At 69.1% G+C, this 15,876-nt stretch carries 14 protein-coding genes; 5 read left to right on the forward strand and 9 right to left on the reverse strand.

Features of this window, described 5'->3' with window-relative positions; genetic code table 11:
• Positions 1-329: 329 nt before the first annotated feature.
• From rplI to G582_RS0100515, 4 genes are all read right to left on the reverse strand, one after another.
• Positions 330-785 carry a 50S ribosomal protein L9 gene (gene rplI, locus G582_RS0100500; protein ID WP_028838157.1) on the reverse strand — a complete coding sequence of 152 codons (456 nt, stop codon included), beginning with the start codon at positions 783-785 and terminating at the stop codon, positions 330-332.
• A gap of 95 nt (positions 786-880) precedes the next feature.
• Positions 881-1,111: a 30S ribosomal protein S18 gene (gene rpsR / locus G582_RS0100505; protein WP_028838158.1), complete on the reverse strand. Its 231-nt coding sequence runs from the start codon at positions 1,109-1,111 to the stop codon at positions 881-883.
• A 10-nt stretch (positions 1,112-1,121) separates the two neighbouring features.
• A complete protein-coding gene (gene rpsF, locus G582_RS0100510) occupies positions 1,122-1,535 on the reverse strand; it encodes a 30S ribosomal protein S6 (RefSeq protein ID WP_028838159.1) in 414 nt (137 codons plus the stop codon).
• A gap of 145 nt (positions 1,536-1,680) precedes the next feature.
• On the reverse strand, positions 1,681-2,022 hold the full coding sequence (locus G582_RS0100515; protein WP_028838160.1) for a HesB/IscA family protein: 342 nt from the start codon (positions 2,020-2,022) through the stop codon (positions 1,681-1,683).
• 80 nt (positions 2,023-2,102) lie between these two features.
• On the opposite strand from G582_RS0100515, the gene asnS reads away from it, so the two are divergent.
• The 3 genes from asnS to G582_RS0100530 are packed head-to-tail and all read left to right on the forward strand — an operon-like array spanning position 2,103 to position 4,125.
• Entirely contained in the window at positions 2,103-3,503 is a 1,401-nt protein-coding gene (asnS, locus tag G582_RS0100520) for an asparagine--tRNA ligase (RefSeq protein ID WP_028838161.1), read from the forward strand.
• Between the two features lie 11 nt (positions 3,504-3,514).
• Positions 3,515-3,820: a hypothetical protein gene (locus G582_RS0100525; protein ID WP_028838162.1), complete on the forward strand. Its 306-nt coding sequence runs from the start codon at positions 3,515-3,517 to the stop codon at positions 3,818-3,820.
• Entirely contained in the window at positions 3,817-4,125 is a 309-nt protein-coding gene (locus G582_RS0100530) for a hypothetical protein (RefSeq protein WP_028838163.1), read from the forward strand. The genes G582_RS0100525 and G582_RS0100530 overlap by 4 nt, the downstream gene beginning before the upstream one ends.
• A 78-nt stretch (positions 4,126-4,203) precedes the next feature.
• On the opposite strand, the gene G582_RS0100540 is transcribed toward G582_RS0100530, so the two are convergent.
• Entirely contained in the window at positions 4,204-5,934 is a 1,731-nt protein-coding gene (locus G582_RS0100540; RefSeq protein WP_028838164.1) for a hypothetical protein, read from the reverse strand.
• A 15-nt stretch (positions 5,935-5,949) separates the two neighbouring features.
• A complete protein-coding gene (locus G582_RS0100545) occupies positions 5,950-6,534 on the reverse strand; it encodes an NfuA family Fe-S biogenesis protein (protein ID WP_028838165.1) in 585 nt (194 codons plus the stop codon).
• A 77-nt stretch (positions 6,535-6,611) separates the two neighbouring features.
• Here G582_RS0100545 and G582_RS0100550 point away from each other — a divergent pair, with 77 nt between their 5' ends.
• Positions 6,612-6,953, forward strand: a complete 342-nt coding sequence (locus G582_RS0100550; protein ID WP_028838166.1) for a 4a-hydroxytetrahydrobiopterin dehydratase — start codon at positions 6,612-6,614, stop codon at positions 6,951-6,953.
• A gap of 134 nt (positions 6,954-7,087) precedes the next feature.
• On the opposite strand, the gene G582_RS0100555 is transcribed toward G582_RS0100550, so the two are convergent.
• A complete protein-coding gene (locus G582_RS0100555) occupies positions 7,088-8,053 on the reverse strand; it encodes an RluA family pseudouridine synthase (RefSeq protein ID WP_051246362.1) in 966 nt (321 codons plus the stop codon).
• Positions 8,054-8,506: 453 nt separating this feature from the next.
• Here G582_RS0100555 and G582_RS14920 point away from each other — a divergent pair, with 453 nt between their 5' ends.
• Positions 8,507-11,611, forward strand: a complete 3,105-nt coding sequence (locus G582_RS14920) for an Rne/Rng family ribonuclease (protein WP_051246365.1) — start codon at positions 8,507-8,509, stop codon at positions 11,609-11,611.
• Between the two features lie 103 nt (positions 11,612-11,714).
• On the opposite strand, the gene G582_RS0100565 is transcribed toward G582_RS14920, so the two are convergent.
• Positions 11,715-12,368, reverse strand: coding sequence for a response regulator (locus G582_RS0100565; protein WP_028838168.1), 654 nt, complete (start codon positions 12,366-12,368; stop codon positions 11,715-11,717).
• A 78-nt stretch (positions 12,369-12,446) separates the two neighbouring features.
• A complete protein-coding gene (locus G582_RS0100570) occupies positions 12,447-15,812 on the reverse strand; it encodes a PAS-domain containing protein (protein WP_028838169.1) in 3,366 nt (1,121 codons plus the stop codon).
• Positions 15,813-15,876 lie beyond the last annotated feature (64 nt).

A 15,876-nucleotide genomic window follows, 5' to 3' on the forward strand; every position in this document is an offset into this window, starting at 1 on the left:
GTCATGGCGGGCCGGTTGTTGTTGTGCGGCGGAAACGATCATCGTAGTTGGCGCCGGCGGCGAGCGTTGCAGATAACCCTGTGGATAACCGGTGGGCATCTCACAGGTTGCGACACCGACGACAGACGCCACGACGTTGGTGGCGCTGGGCCCGGGTCGGGCGCGGGACAATCGGCGACATGGATGTCGCCGATTAGCCTACATGGACGTACTTGCGGCGTGTCCCGCACCCGATCCGGGCCCGGCGCCGCCAGCGCCCGGGGACACTTCGCAAAAAACGGAACGGGCGCCTTGCGGCGCCCGTCCGGATACTGCATGGCGCGGAAAACTCAGGCGGCTTCCGGCACCACCACCACCTTGACGGTGGTGTCGATGTCGGCGTGCAGGTGCACCAGCACCTCGAACTCGCCGGTGTGGCGCAGCGGGCCTTCGCCCATCACCACTTCCGACTTGTTCACTTCCACGCCCAGCTGCTTGGTCAGGGCCTCGGCGATTTCGCGCGGACCGACCGAACCGAACAGCTTGCCTTCGGTGGACGCATTGGCGGCCACGGTCACGCTGGCATCGGCCAGCTTGGCCTGACGCGCGGAAGCGGCATCGAGGTTGGACTGGGCCTTGGCTTCGTACTCGGCGCGCTTGGCTTCGAACTCGGCCAGGTTGGCGGCCGTGGCCGGCACGGCCTTGCCCTGCGGCACCAGATAGTTGCGGCCGTAGCCCGGCTTCACGTCGACCTTGTCGCCGAGGTTGCCGAGGTTGGTGACCTTCTGCAGGAGGATCAGTTGCATGGTATTGCTCCGTATTCGTTAGCGGCGCGCGATGCGCCGCAACGGTTGCTGTCCGAATGGACGGGATTCAATCTGGCTGACGTACAGGCAAAGCGTCAGATGTTGTGGTTGTCCGTGTACGGGATCAGGGCCAGGAAGCGGGCGCGCTTGACCGCGTTCTGCAGCTGGCGCTGGTACTTGGACTTGGTGCCGGTGATGCGGCTCGGCACGATCTTGCCGGTCTCGGTCAGGTACTGGCGCAGGGTGTTGAGATCCTTGTAATCGATCTCGGTCACGCCCTCGGCGGTGAACTTGCAGAACTTGCGGCGACGGAAGAACTTGGACATGGCGTGATCCTCAGGCGGCTTCGGCGTTTTCGTTATCGCCAGTGCCCACGGCACTGTCGCTCTCGTCGTCGCGGCGGCGACGCTCGGGCTTGTCGCCCTTCTCGTCCTTGTTCTTCATGATCAGGGACTGCTCGGTCACCGCGTCGTCGCGACGCATGACCAGGTGGCGCAGGATCGCGTCATTGAAGCGGAAGGTGTCGACCAGCTCGTCCAGCACGGACTGCTCGGCTTCGATGTTCAGCAGCACGTAGTGCGCCTTCACCAGGTTCTGGATCGGGTAGGCCAGCTGACGGCGGCCCCAGTCTTCCAGACGGTGGATTTTGCCGTTGCCGGCCTCGATGGCGCTCTTGTAGCGCTCGATCATCGCCGGGACCTGCTCGCTCTGGTCCGGATGGACCAGGAACACGATTTCATAATGACGCATGGTGGTTTCCTTGTGGATGGCGGCTGGCGCGATGCCGGCCGGGCAGCCCTCGGCCACCTGCCGGTGACATGGACAGGCGCGTTCGGGCAAGAATTCCCGCAAGCGGGAGCCGGCCATTATGGCCAGTCAGGGGGTTGCGCGCAAATCAGACCGGCTGGACAGATCCGGTAGTGAAACTGGATCCGCAGCCGCAGCCGCCGGTGACGTTGGGGTTTTCGAAGGTGAACTGTTCGTTCAGCCCCTGCTTCACGAAGTCGATGCGGGTGCCGTCGACCTGCGGCAGGCTGGCGGCGTCGACGAAGATGCGCACGCCGCCGGCATCGAACACCACGTCGTCCGCGCCCTGCTCGCGGGCCATGTCCACCTTGTAGCCCCAGCCCGAGCAGCCGCTGCGGGAGACGCCGAAGCGCAGGCCCACGGCCTTGGGGTCGGCATCGAGGTAGCCGAGGATGCGTTCGCGGGCGGTGTCGGTCAGCAGGATGGCCATGCGTCGATTCTAATCCAAGGGGAGCGGCTGCTCCGGTAAACTCCCGAATCTATTTCATGCTTGCAGTGCAGGATTTCAAGATGACGACGATCTCCGTGGCCCAGGCGCTGGCCGGGAAGGTACCGGAAGGCGGCCAGGTGTCCGTGCGCGGCTGGGTGCGCACCCGCCGCGACTCCAAGGCCGGGCTGAGCTTCGTCAACGTCAGCGACGGCTCCTGCTTCGCACCGATCCAGGTGGTGGCGCCGGACACGCTGGCCAACTACGAAACCGAGGTGAAGCACCTGACCACCGGCTGCGCGGTGATCGCCACCGGCACCCTGGTGAAGTCGCAGGGCCAGGGCCAGAGCTTCGAGGTGCAGGCATCGAACATCGAAGTCGTCGGCTGGGTGGAAGACCCGCTGACCTACCCGATGCAGCCCAAGCAGCATTCGCTGGAATACCTGCGCGAATTCGCCCACCTGCGTCCGCGCACCAACCTGTTCGGCGCCGTCACCCGCATCCGCCACTGCCTGGCACAGGCGGTGCACCGCTTCTTCCACGAGCGCGAGTTCTACTGGATCAGCACGCCGATCATCACCTCCAGCGACGCCGAAGGCGCCGGCCAGATGTTCCGCGTCTCCACCCTGGACATGGCCAACCTGCCGCGCGACGGCAAGGGCAACGTGGACTTCAGCCGCGACTTCTTCGGCAAGGAAACCTTCCTCACCGTGTCCGGCCAGCTCAACGTCGAGGCCTACTGCCTGAGCCTGAGCAAGGTCTACACCTTCGGCCCGACCTTCCGCGCCGAGAACAGCAACACCACGCGCCACCTGGCCGAGTTCTGGATGATCGAGCCGGAGATCGCCTTCGCCGACCTCAACGACGATGCCAACCTCGCCGAGGACTTCCTCAAGTACCTGTTCAAGGCGGTTCTGGACGAGCGCGCGGACGACATGGCGTTCATCGCCGAGCGCGTGCAGAAGGATGCGGTCACCCGGCTGGAAAAATTCATCAACGCGCCGTTCGAGCGGATCGACTACACCGATGCGATCACGCTGCTGCAGAAGTCCGGGAAGAAGTTCGATTTCCCGGTCGAATGGGGCCTGGACCTGCAGACCGAGCACGAGCGCTGGCTGACCGAGGAGCACGTGGGCCGCCCGGTGGTGGTGATGAACTATCCCGAGCAGATCAAGGCCTTCTACATGCGCATCAACGACGACGGCCGCACCGTCGCCGCGATGGACGTGCTGGCGCCGGGCATCGGCGAGATCATCGGCGGCAGCCAGCGCGAGGAGCGGCTGGACGTGCTGGACGCGCGCATGGCCCAGTTCGGCCTTGACCCGGCCCATTACGGCTGGTACCGCGACTTCCGCCGCTACGGCACGGTGCCGCACGCCGGCTTCGGGCTGGGCTTCGAGCGGCTGGTGGTCTATGTCTGCGGGCTGGCCAACATCCGCGACGCGATTGCCTACCCGCGCGCGCCGGGCTCGGCAGAGTTCTGATGGATGCCGACCTGATCCTGTTTTTGGCCCTGACCGCATTCGCCATCGCGATCGCCGGCGCCACCGCGTTCGTGATTTTCTGGCCGCTGACGCTGGTGCACCTGCGCGATCGCCACCCGCAGCTGGTGGCGCAGTTCAGCCCCGGCGCCTTCCTCAATCCCGTCGCGCTGTGGTGGCTGCTGCGCGGCGGCTATCGCAGCGCGGCCGACCGCAGCCTGTCGGGATTGGCCACGCCTTCACGCATCTCCCTGCTGGTGATCCTGGGCGGGATCGCGATGGGCGGGGTGCTGTGGATCATCGGAAAGGGATTGGCATGAGCGAGACGGACAACGACAGCTGGTGGCTGGCCACGCTCGGCCGCACCGTGGTCTGGGCGCGCCTGCGCGAGCGCGAGGCCGGCACCGCCGAGGTGTTCGACAGCGACGGCAACACCCTCGCCTACGACAGCATCGACACCGCGCGCGCCGCGCTGATGGACGCCGAGTTCGTGTCGTTCGAGGGGCTGGACGAGGACGATGCGCTGACGCGCGGGTTCTCGCTGACCGAAATCGCGCCACCGCAGGCGCGCGACGACGACGGCCTGCGTCCGCAGATGCTGCAGTCGTTGGGCGCGCGCGCGTAAGCCGACCGCTTCCCTGACTGCCGGCAGCGCGAGCGCGCCAGCCGGCGCTTCAACAGCACGCGCGGCGCTGCGGCGCCGCTACGGGTTGTCGGCAGGCACCGGCGCCGGGCGCACGCTGCCGTTGTCTTCCTGCAGCTCCGGCTTGAACGGCACCGCAGGTGCGGCACGGCCGGTCGACGACTGTTCGTTGACGTCCGGGTTCACTGGCATGCAGCCGCCACCGAACTGCAGCAGCGACACCACGCATTTCAATTTGAGGCTGGTGCCGGGAATCGGGATCGACAGCTCCTTGATCCCGCGGCGCACCCATTCCTGCAGCAGCGTGCCCTGCGGGATCCAGTATTTGTCGAAGCGGGTGCCGCGGTATTCCAGCCCCGGCCGCTTCAGCCAGGTGCCGGCGCGGTCGAGGTCGACGCTGTTCTGATCCAGCCATTCATCGGGCAGGCGCGCGCTGCCGTCGGCGTTGAACAGGCCGGACCTGCCGTCGCCCTCGCGCCCCTGGCCATTGCCGGTGCCAGCGACGTTGCGTTGCGAAGCGCCCCAGTCGTCGCTTTTCGCCGCGCCCGGCCAGCCGCCCGGTGCCGGCTTGAGCCCCGGTCCGGCGCCGGTGCCTGCTGCCGCAACACCGCGCCCGCCGACCGCTGCCGGCCGTGCACCCTGTCCGCTGCCGGCCTGCTTCTGCCCGGCGCCGGAGCTTGCGTTGCGCGCACTGCCCTCCGCCGCGGCGTTGCCGCGATCACCGGCCGCGGCGGTGGCACCACCGGCATCCGGCTTCAACGGCGACTCACGCACCTGCCCGGCCGGCTGTGGCACCCGCAGCGCAGGGGCATCGGCGGTGGGCGCGGCGCGCTCGCGCGGCTGCAGGCGCGGGTCGGGCCGGAACACCTCGATTTCGCGCACCTGTTCCTTCAGTTCCGGCGCACGCAGCTGGGCCTGCCGCTGCGCCGGCTGCAGTGCGCGCGGCGCGGGCGTTTCGAGCATCGGCAGCGACTCCACCTGCGGCTGTAGCTGCGCTTCCCGCAGCGTTGCCTGCGGCAGCGCCACGCTGCGTTCGCGCGGCGGCGGCAGCTTGAATCCGTCCGGCTGCGGCTGCGGCACCTCGCTGACCTGCAGCACCTGCCGCGCTTCCGGCGGCGTGGGCGGCGCCTGCTCCAGCGTCGGCACCGGCCGGCTGGCGTCGATGGCCTGCGGCAGCGGCTCCGCCACCTGCTCCAATACCGGCGGCGCTGCGGTTGCAGCGGCGGCTTCCGGCATCGCCTCCGCCTCCGCCACCGGCGTTGGCGTTGGGGTCGGCGTGGTCCGGACGACGGCTGCAGCGGCGGACGGCCCAGACTGCGCGCCCTGTTCGGCCAGCGCACCGCCGCCGGTCTCCGCGTTGCCGCGACCTATGAAATGCACCTGCACCACCTGACCGGGGTCGTCGTCCTGCCGCGCCAGTTCCGCCAGGTTCAGGTACATCAGCCACAGCAGCGTTACCGCCAGCAGCAGGTGCAGCAGGATGTCGGCCGCGCCCACGCCGATCCGCAGCGCGCGTTCGTCGCGCGGATCGTGCGGACGCCCCAGCCGCTGCAGATGGAAAAACGGCAGTCCCAGCCGGGCAGCCTTGCCTTGCGCCGCGTAGGTGAGGCGCTGCGCCAGCGGCTGTACCCACGCTTCGATGCGCGCGCGCGCGGCGCCGGCATCGGCCTGCGGCTGGGCATCGAACCAGTGCTGCCAGCCGACCGGCATTTCCCCGGGAATGTCGGCATGCCCGCGCTTCAGCAGGCGCCGTTGTTCGAGTGCGGTGATCAGGTCCTGTGCCGTCGTCACGCGCGCCGGGTTCCGTCAGTTCGACATGTACGGCGCACTGCCGCTGGCGTGGTCGGTGACGTCACGCACCCCGGTGACGCCCGGCACCTTGTCCAGCAGGGTTTTTTCGACGCCCTGCTTCAGGGTGATGTCGACCATGCTGCAGCCGTGGCAGCCGCCGCCGAAATTGAGCACCACGATGCCGTCTGCGGTGATTTCGGTGAGGGTGACGTGGCCCTTGTGCATGGCCAGCTGCGGGTTGATCTCGTTCTCGATCACCCAGCACACGCGCTCGACCAGCGAGGCCGACTCACCCGGCGCCACGCCCTTGATCCGCGGCGCGCGGATCTGCAGCTGGCCGCCGGTGGCCATCGTGGCGTAGTCGATTTCGGCGCCGTCGAGGAACGGCACGCTGGGCGCATCCAGCCACAGCGTGAAGCCTTCGCAATCGATTGCCCACTCGTCGCCAGCAAGCTCGTCCGGCTCGGAAAATTCCAGGCGCACGTCGGCACGCGCGGTGCCGGGGTGCTGGGCGGACAGGCGCACGCCGAGGCCGGGAATGGCCTCGCGCTCGATCAGCTTGCGGAAATGGGTCTGCGCGGCTTCGGAAATCTGGATCATCCGGCTATTCTAGCGGCGCGGCGTTGCGGCTGCGTATCGCCCGAATCCCGGTTCAGCCCGCGCACGGAGAGCACACCATGGTCGATCTCATCCCCCTCGCCCAGGCGCGCTGCATTGCCCGCCGCGGCCACGAACACCGGCTGGGCGAAGCCCGCATCCGCGAGCTGCTGCCGCAGCTGCAGGGCTGGGAGCTGCTGGAAAACGACCACGTGCTGGCCAAGACCTTCCGCTTCCACGACTACTACCGGACGATCTCGTTCGTGAACGCGCTGGCCCACGTCGCCAACGCCGAAAACCATCATCCCGACCTGTCGGTGCACTACGACCGCTGTGTGGTGCACTTCTCCACCCACGACGTGGGCGGACTGAGCGAGAACGATTTCATCTGTGCGGCAAAGGCGGACCTGCTGGCGGGCTGAGGGCTTCTCGCAGTGCCCGAGGCGGCGGCAGACCCGGTTCGACACGCCGTGAATACGTCCATGTAGGCTTCTCGGCGACATCCATGTCGCCGAGAGTCGTCCCGGGTCTGCCGCCGCCTCGGGCACGCCGACTGTCACCCCAACCGGTCCAGCACCTCGATCAACTCCGGCACCAGCGGCGCGTTGAGCGAATACGGCGCCTTGCCCCCATCGAGGGCGAACTCCAGGGTGGAAGCGTGCAGGAACAGCCGCTTCAGGCCGACCTGCTCGCGCAACCGCTTGTTGGCGGCTTCGTCGCCATATTTGTCGTCGCCTGCCACCGGATGGCCGATGTGGCGGGCATGGACGCGGATCTGGTGGGTGCGGCCGGTTTCAATGCGGATTTCGCAATAACTCTGCCCGCCGCGCCGCTCGAGCACCCGGAAATGGCTCATCGACGGCTTGCCGGCCGGATTGACCTGCACATGCCGCTCGCCACCCTGGCGCAGGCCGACGTGCAGCGGCGCATCCACGCTCATGGTGCCGTCCGGCATGCGACCGATCAGCAGCGCCAGATAGCGCTTTTCGATGCCTGATCCATGATCTTCACGCAACAATCGCTGCAGTTCTGACAGCGCCGAACGCTTCTTGGAAAGCACCAGCAGGCCGGAGGTGTCGCGGTCCAGCCGGTGCACCAGTTCCAGCGTGTCGCGCGGACGCAGGGCGCGCATCGCCTCGATCACGCCGAAGGAAATGCCGCTGCCACCGTGGCTGGCGATGCCAGACGGCTTGTTGATGGCCAGCAGGCGGGTGTCCTCGAACACGATCGACGCTTCAAGCGCCGCCAGCAGGCCTTTCGGCGGTGAACGTCCGGCATCTTGCTGCGTTTCGAGCCGAACCGGCGGGATCCTGACCTCATCCCCCACTTCCAGCTTGCGTTCGGCCTTGGCCCGGCCACCGTTGATCCGCACCTGCCCGCTGCGCACCAGCTTGTAGACCAGGCTGCGCGGGGCGCCCTTGAGCTGGCCCAGCAGGAAATTGTCCAGCCGCTGGCCGGCACGATCATCGGGAATGCGGACGGTGCGCGCGCCGCTGCTGGGGGGGGTGTCCGGCTGTGTCATCGGGGGTTGATCTGCTACACTCGGGGGGCGATGCAAGGGTTTGATTTCGCAGGAAGTGTCGGGCGGTTGACCGCCCATCCGGCCGAAAGCCGGCCTGCCTGGCGAGCCCCGCCGCAGTGACGTTGCCACCGCCCTCGGGGCGGACATGTTAACGGCTGCGCGGCAAACCCGCCCATTGCCGGCCCCCGCCGTGATTCTGCCCGTTGAACAACGCCCCGTGCGACGCGCCCATTCCCCCCAAAGGCATGCGGTGGCGGTCGCCGGCCCAGCAAGCCCATTACAAGGAAAAAGCGCTCCCGCGGTTCGCCGTGGTGTGGCAGCGCTGGAAAACTCGAAAGCGGCACGGCCAGCGCCCAGCGCGGCCGCACGCTCGGTGGTATCCAGAAGCGAAACGCCCCATGGCGTTCCGCGCGGCACCCGTTACCGGGTGTGGCAGCGCACAAGGAACGCACAATGAAGCGAATGCTCATCAACGCCACGCAGGCGGAAGAACTGCGGGTTGCCATCGTCGACGGACAGAACCTGTACGACATCGACATCGAACAGCCGTCCCGCGACAACAAGAAGTCCAACATCTACAAGGGCCGCATCACCCGGCTCGAGCCCTCCCTGGAAGCCGCGTTCGTCGAATACGGCGGCGAGCGCCACGGCTTCCTGCCACTGAAGGAAATCTCCCGCGACTATTTCCAGGCGGGCGTGGACCACAACAAGGCCGGCATCAAGGAACTCCTGCGCGAAGGCCAGGAAGTGGTGGTGCAGGTGGACAAGGAGGAGCGCGGCAACAAGGGCGCGGCCCTGACCACGTTCATCTCGCTGGCCGGGCGCTACATGGTGCTGATGCCGAACTCGCCGACCGCCGGCGGCGTGTCGCGCCGGATCGAGGGCGACGACCGCGCCGAGCTGAAGCGCGCGATGGATTCGCTGGACATCCCCGACGACATGGGCGTGATCATCCGCACCGCCGGCGTGGGCCGCGACGCGGAAGAGTTGCAGTGGGACCTGGACTACCTGCTCAGCATCTGGCGCGCCATCGCCGAAGCCGCGCTGAGCAAGCCGGCGTCGTTCCTGATCTACCAGGAGTCGCGCCTGATCGTGCGCGCCCTGCGCGACTACATGCGCAGCGACATCGGTGAAATCCTGGTCGATACCCCGGAGATGTACGCCGAGGCGCTGGAGTTCGTCGATCAGGTGATGCCGCACAACAAGCGCAAGCTGAAGCAGTACACCGACGACGTGCCCCTGTTCAACCGCTTCCAGATCGAGTCGCAGATCGAGAACGCCTACGAGCGCACCATCCGCCTGCCCTCCGGCGGCGCGCTGGTGATCGACCAGACCGAGGCACTGACCGCCATCGACGTCAACTCGGCGCGCGCCACCAAGGGCGGCGACATCGAGGAAACCGCGTTCAACACCAATCTGGAAGCGGCCGAAGAAGTCGCGCGCCAGCTGCGCCTGCGCGATCTCGGCGGGCTGGTGGTGATCGACTTCATCGACATGTCGTCCACCAAGCACCAGCGCGAGGTCGAGAACAAGCTGCAGAACGCGCTGAAGTACGACCGCGCCCGCGTGCAGATCGGCCGCATCAGCCGCTTCGGCCTGCTGGAAATGAGCCGCCAGCGCCTGCGCCCCAGCCTGGGCGAGGCCAGCCAGATCGTCTGCCCGCGCTGCGAGGGCCACGGCCGCATGCGCAGCATCGAGTCGCTGTCGCTCTCCATCATCCGCGTCGCCGAGGAACACGCGATGAAGGACAACACCGGCCAGGTGCTGGTGCAGGCGCCAGTGGAGATCGCGAACTTCCTGCTCAACGAGAAGCGCAGCGCCCTGCGCGAGATCGAGCAGCGCCACGACGCCCCCATCGTGATCGTCGCCGACGAACAGCTGCAAACCCCGCATTACGAAGTGACGCGCATCCGCGACAACGAGATGGGCGAGGAAACCGGCCGGCCCAGCTACCAGCGCGGCACCCCGCGCAAGCTGAACACCATCGCCCTGACCAAGGGCCAGCTGAACATCCCGCCGCCGGCCGTCACCAGGGTCAGCCCCGCCCAGCCGGCACCGTTGCGCGATCCCAAGCCGATGCCGCAGGAACCGCAGCAGACGCCCGCCCCGGCGTTCGCCCAGGCGGCGAAGCCGGTCCCGGCCGCGCCCGCCAACGGTGGCGTGATCGGCTGGCTGCGCGGCCTGTTCGGTGCGGCACCCAGCGCGCCCGCGCCGGCGCCGGCGCGCAGCGAAGGCAACGGCCGCCGCGATGAGCGCGGCAATCGTCGCAGCGAGCGTGATGGGCGCGGCAACCGCGATGGCCGTCGTGACGAGGGTCGCCGCGACGACACCCGCCAGCGCGACAACCGCGGCGAAGGCCAGAAACAGCAGAAGCAGAAGCAGCCGCAACAGCAGAAGCTGGACAAGCAGCCGCAACAACCGAAGCAGGAACGCCAGCCGCAGCAGCCGAAACCGCAGGAAAAGGCGCAGCAGTCGGAAAAGGCGCAGCTGCAGAAGCAGCCGCGCCCGCCCCGGCAGGAGCGTCCGGCCATCGAGGCCGCGCAACCGGCGGAAGTCGCCGCAGCTGCGGTGGCCGCAGCGGGGGCGATCGCGGAAAACAGCGCAGCTGCGGTGATCCAGCAGCCGGCCGCAGCTGCGGCCTCGGCCGTGCCGGCCGAGCTGGAATCGATCGTCGAGACCGCCCAGCTGGACACGTCCAGCGACGATGCGCCCGCCGCTGGCGACGATGCGAACGCGGGTGAAGCTGGCGGCAAGCGCCGCCGCGGCCGTCGCGGCGGTCGCCGCCGCCGTCGTGGCAACGGCGACGCCGCCGGCGGTGCCGACGAGGCGATGCTGGACCACGACGAAGCGTTGGACGAAGTGGTGGGCGCCGACACCAACCAGCCGGAATTCGATTTCGATGACATCGAAGCGCCGGCGGCTGCAGCACCGGCGGCCCACAGCGCCTCCCAGGCCGCCCGCGAGCAGCCCGTCGCGAAGGCGGAAGCGTCCACCGCGACGCCGGCAGCCGCCGCGATTGTCGCGATCAGCTCGCCTGTCGCCGAGGTGGCGCCGGTGGCCGCGGAAATCGCAGCGCCGGTCGTGCAGGCGGCTGACGTCGCCAAGGCCGAAGCCGAACCGCTGCCGGCGGCGGACGCCGTGACCGCAACCGCTTCGGTCGAAGTGGAAGCCGAGCGCACCGAAGTCTCCGCCGAGACTGCCGCCGATGCGCCGGTGGCGGTACCCGCGCCGGCGCCGACCGCGATCCCGCAGGCGGCGGACGCAAGCCTGGCCGAACTGGAAGTGGCGCAGGCTGGCCCTGCCGCCGGACCTGGCGCCGCCGCGGAAATGACGCCGGTTGCAGTCGTGGAGCCCGCAGCACCGGCCGTGGCACCGGCCGTCGATCCGTTCGCGGCCGCAGTCCCGGCACCCGCACCGGCTTCGATCCCGGCTCCGGACGTGCCCACCCGCGGGCTGTTCGAATCGCTGCCGCAGGCCGAACCGGCCGCACCGGAAGCGCAGGCAGCCGCTGCGGAAGCTGCGGAAAAAGACGCCGACGAGCCGCAGCGCAGCGCCTGATCCAGGGGCGGCACACAGCAAGACGGATGGCGCCGGGAAACCGGCGCCATCGCATTTGGGTCATTGGAATCGAACGTCGCGGCTGCCCGCTGGCAGCCGCGGCTCAGTGCACGGCCTGCGCCGGATCGATCAGGCCGTACTGGCCCACCAGCCGCGCCAGCGCGATGTTGTCCTGGATGCCGAGCTTCTCGAACAGCCGGGTCTTGTGGGTGTTCACGGTCTTCGCGCTCAGGCTGAGCTGGCGGGCGATGGCTTCCTGCCGCAGGCCCTGGTTCAGCAGCAGCGCGACTTCCAGTTCACGCGGCGTCAGCGTGTCGAACGGCGAGACGGTTTCGCCGTGCAGGCCGGCCAGCGCCATGCCCTGCGCGATCGAACTGGCCAAGTATTTCCTGCCACGCGCCACGTCGCGCACCGCCCGCAACAGCTCGGAAGCATCGCTGGCCTTGCCGACGTAACCGAAGGCGCCCGCCTCCAGCAGCCGGCGCGGCATCGGCCCGTCTTCCAGCACCGACACCGCGATGACGCGGGTGCCGTAATCGCCGCGCACGATGCGCTCGGTCAGTTCCAGCCCGCTGAGTCCGGGCAGGTGCAGGTCGCACAGCACCACGTCCGGCTTGAGCTTGCGGATCTGCGGCAGCGCCGCTTCCGCGCTGTCGGCTTCTCCGACCACCTCGATGTCGCCCTCCGCGCCCAGGATCAGGCGGAAGCCGGCGCGCACCAGCGCGTGGTCGTCAACGATGAATACCCTGATCCCCATCCCGGCTCTCCCCAGTCCGAAGGGCACACGGTAGCGCCCCACCCCGCCGCGGCCAAGCAGGATTTGGCGCGATTGCGGCTAGGAATAATCCGACCCGCGCGCCGCCAGCATCCGGTCCAGCACCGATTTCAGCGCCAGCGGACGCAGCGGCTTCATCAGCAGCGGCAAGCCGGCTTCCTGCGCGGCGCTGCGAACCGCGCCGGTCTGGTCGGCGCTGAGGATCAGGCAGGGCGCGGCCGGAAACGCCGCCGACAGGCGAGCGTGCAGCGCCACGCCATCGTCGCCCTCGTCGAGGTGGTAGTCGAAGATCCACAGGTCGAACGGCGCAGCCGCCAGCACCACCGTCGCGGCGTCGCCGCCTGCTACCGCCAGTGCCTCGCAGCCCCAGCCACGCAGCACCCCGGCCAGAGCGTCGCGCGCCGGCGCTTCGTTGTCCACCACCAGCACGCGCAGCCCGCCAAGCCCGCGCGGCACGGCGCGATGCGGCTGCGCCACCGGCGCGCGCGGCACGTCGATGGCGAAGATGCTGCCGCGGCCCAAGGTGCTGCGCAGCGAGACGTCCGAATCCAGCAGCCGGGCGATGCGGCGGGCAATCGCCAGTCCCAGGCCCAGCCCTTGCCCCGGCGCATCATCGCCACGGCGGAACTCCTCGAAGATCGCCTCGCGCCTGGCCGCATCGATACCGGGCCCGGTGTCGTGGACCTCGATGCGCAGGCCCTCGCCGCTGCGGCGCACGCCCAGCAGCACCCGGCCGCTGGCGGTGTAGCGCAACGCGTTGGCGAGGAAGTTTTGCAGCACCCGCCGCAGCAACTGCGGATCGCTGCGAATCCAGACGCGGGTGGGCACGAACTCCAGCGCCAGCCCGCGCAGCTCGGCCAGCACGCGGAACTGCGCCACCAGCGGATCCAGCACATCGGCCAGCGGGAACGCCCGCGGCTCCGGCACCAGCCCGCCGGCCTCCAACCGCGACATGTCCAGCAGTGTGGTCAGCAAGTCGGTGGTGGAATCCAGCGCGGAGCCGATATGCCGCGCCAGCTCGCGCTGCGCCGGTTCGCCACGCTGCTGCAGGGTGTCGGTGAACAGGTGGGCGGCGTGCAGCGGCTGCAGCAGGTCGTGGCCGATGGCGGCAAGGAAGCGGCTCTTGGCATCGTTGGCGTGCTCGGCCTCGCGCTTGGCGGTTTCCAGCAGCGCGGTGCGCTCGGCCACGCGCTGCTCCAGCGTTTCGTTCACCCGCATCAGCCCGGCCTCGGCCTGGCGGAACTCGGTGACGTCGGTGAAGGTGGCGACGAAACCGCCCCCCGGCATCGGGTTGCCGCGGATTTCGACGATGCAGCCGTCCTTGAACACGCGCTCCGACAGATGCGGCGTGCCCGCGCGCATATGCGCCAGCCGGCGCTCCAGCGCGTCGGTGCCGCGGGCCGGATCGATGCCGGCGATCTCGCGCAGCGCCCAGCGCGCCGCCTCGGCAATCGGCATGCCCACCCGCAGCATTCCCGGCGGGTAGCCGAACAGCTCCTCGTAGCGACGGTTCCACGCGACCAGATGCAGATCGGCATCGACCACGCTGATGCCCTGGCTCATGTTTTCCAGCGCCGCCTCCAGCAGCCGCTGGTTGAAGCGCAGGTCCTGCGAGGCCTCGCCGACGATGGCGGCGACGGTATCGAGGTCGGCGCCGCGGCGGTTGGCATCCTCCACCAGATCGCGGCGCGCCGCGTCCAACAGCAGCCGCGCCGAGGCGCTGCCCAGCACCGCGGCCAGTTCGTGCTCCAGTTTCGATTCGATCCGCGCCGGCACAGGTCCGCTGGCCGGCGCATGCCGCAGCAGCTCATCGACGCGGGGCGCCGGCAGGAAGCGACGCCCCGCGTCGCGCAGGCTGGCGAGGTCGGCGCCGCCTGCCTGCCGATGGCGGGGTGCACCGCGCAGCGCAGCCAGCAGCAGGGTGGCGGCGGTGCCGACGAACAGGCTCACCCCCACCGCGCGGCCCAATCGGCTCCAGCCGGTCAGCCCGAACACCGCATCCGGCGCCAGCCACGACAGCCCGAACGGCCCGTCGCGCAGCCACGCCGGGTCGCCGCCGATGGTGGCCACCAGCATCGGCACCAACATCACCCACAGCCACGCCGCGAACCCGGCCAGCACGCCCGCCGAAGCAGCGACGGCGGGCGTGTGCGGCCGCCAGACCGCGAACGCCAGCGCCGGTGCCAGCGTGGCCAATGCCGAAAACGACACCGCACCGACGTCGGCCAGCGCCTCGTTGCCGCTGACCAGCCGGCTGTAGGCCCAGCCCAGCAGCATCAGCGCGACGATGCCGGTGCGCCGCAGCAGCAGCAGGTCACCGCGATGGTCGCCGCGTCCGTCGTCACCGATGCGGCGGGCCCACGCACTGCGCAGCAGGCCGGGTGCGAACCAGTGGTTGCCGATCATCAGGCTCAGCGTCAGCGTGCTGACGATCACCATGCCGGTGGCCGCGCTGAGCCCACCGAGGAACACCAGCAGGGCCAGCGCGGCATTGCCTTGCGCCAGCGGCAGCGCCAACGCGTACATGTCGGTGGGCACCGCGTCGCCCAGCAGCGCGGCGCCGGCGCGCGCCAGCGCCAACGTGGGGAGTGCGATCAGCAGCAGGTACAGCGGGAATTGCCAGCGCGCCGTGCGCACGTCGGCCTCGTCGCGGCACTCCACCACGCCGACATGGAACTGGTGCGGCATCACGAACATTGCCAGCGCCCCCAGAATGACCAGCGGCATGAAGCCACCCGCCCCCACCGGCGGCGGCGCAGCGGGCACTTCCGGCAGTCCCCGCAGGCCCAGCCACACGAACACACCCAGCGCCAGCATCGCCACCAACTTGAACAGAGATTCGAACGCCAGCGCCAGCACCAGCCCGCGGTTGTGCCCGGCGGCGTTGACCCGGCGGGTGCCGAACAGGATCGCGAACAGCGCCATCGCCAGCGCCACGTACAGCGCGCCGTCGCGCCACAGCGGCACGCTGCCGGCGGTAGGCAGCCCGGTGGTGACGGTGGCCAGGCTCATGGTGATCGCCTGCAGCTGCAGCGCGATGTACGGAATCAGGCCGAGCACGGCGACCAGTGTGACCACCGCCGCCAGCCACGGATCCTTGCCCAGCCGGGTGGCGATCAGGTCGGCCAGCGAAGTGGCATTGCTTTCGCGCGCCAGTCGCACCAGCCGCATCATGAACGCCATCGCCAGCGCATAGAACAGGATCGCGCCGACGAAGGTGGGCGGCAGCGGCCAGCCATAGCGCGCGGCCTGGGTGACGGTGCCGTAGAAAGTCCACGAGGTGCAGTGCACCGCCAGCGACAGCGCGTAAATGTGGCGCCAGTGCTTCTCGAAGACGCCGGGATGCCGCTCCGCCACCAGGCCGGTGCCGAACAGCAGCCCCAGCCACAGCAGCGCCGCGGCCACGACCGCGGCGACGCTCAGCATCGCGCCGCCTTCAGGCATGGGAACGGAAGTCGCTCATGGTCGTGCATGGCCGGCGAGCATAGCG

Source organism: Thermomonas fusca DSM 15424 (assembly GCF_000423885.1).
GTDB lineage: Bacteria > Pseudomonadota > Gammaproteobacteria > Xanthomonadales > Xanthomonadaceae > Thermomonas > Thermomonas fusca.

Excerpts from the sequence above, each read along its gene's own strand:
- G582_RS0100555 (WP_051246362.1), bottom strand. The coding sequence starts at position 8,053 with ATGACACAGCCGGACACCCCCCCCAGCAGCGGCGCGCGCACCGTCCGC.
- rplI (WP_028838157.1), bottom strand. The coding sequence starts at position 785 with ATGCAACTGATCCTCCTGCAGAAGGTCACCAACCTCGGCAACCTCGGC.
- G582_RS0100550 (WP_028838166.1), top strand. The coding sequence starts at position 6,612 with ATGGTCGATCTCATCCCCCTCGCCCAGGCGCGCTGCATTGCCCGCCGC.
- G582_RS14920 (WP_051246365.1), top strand. The coding sequence starts at position 8,507 with ATGAAGCGAATGCTCATCAACGCCACGCAGGCGGAAGAACTGCGGGTT.
- G582_RS0100530 (WP_028838163.1), top strand. The coding sequence starts at position 3,817 with ATGAGCGAGACGGACAACGACAGCTGGTGGCTGGCCACGCTCGGCCGC.
- asnS (WP_028838161.1), top strand. The coding sequence starts at position 2,103 with ATGACGACGATCTCCGTGGCCCAGGCGCTGGCCGGGAAGGTACCGGAA.
- G582_RS0100545 (WP_028838165.1), bottom strand. The coding sequence starts at position 6,534 with ATGATCCAGATTTCCGAAGCCGCGCAGACCCATTTCCGCAAGCTGATC.
- G582_RS0100570 (WP_028838169.1), bottom strand. The coding sequence starts at position 15,812 with ATGCTGAGCGTCGCCGCGGTCGTGGCCGCGGCGCTGCTGTGGCTGGGG.
- rpsR (WP_028838158.1), bottom strand. The coding sequence starts at position 1,111 with ATGTCCAAGTTCTTCCGTCGCCGCAAGTTCTGCAAGTTCACCGCCGAG.
- rpsF (WP_028838159.1), bottom strand. The coding sequence starts at position 1,535 with ATGCGTCATTATGAAATCGTGTTCCTGGTCCATCCGGACCAGAGCGAG.
- G582_RS0100565 (WP_028838168.1), bottom strand. The coding sequence starts at position 12,368 with ATGGGGATCAGGGTATTCATCGTTGACGACCACGCGCTGGTGCGCGCC.
- G582_RS0100515 (WP_028838160.1), bottom strand. The coding sequence starts at position 2,022 with ATGGCCATCCTGCTGACCGACACCGCCCGCGAACGCATCCTCGGCTAC.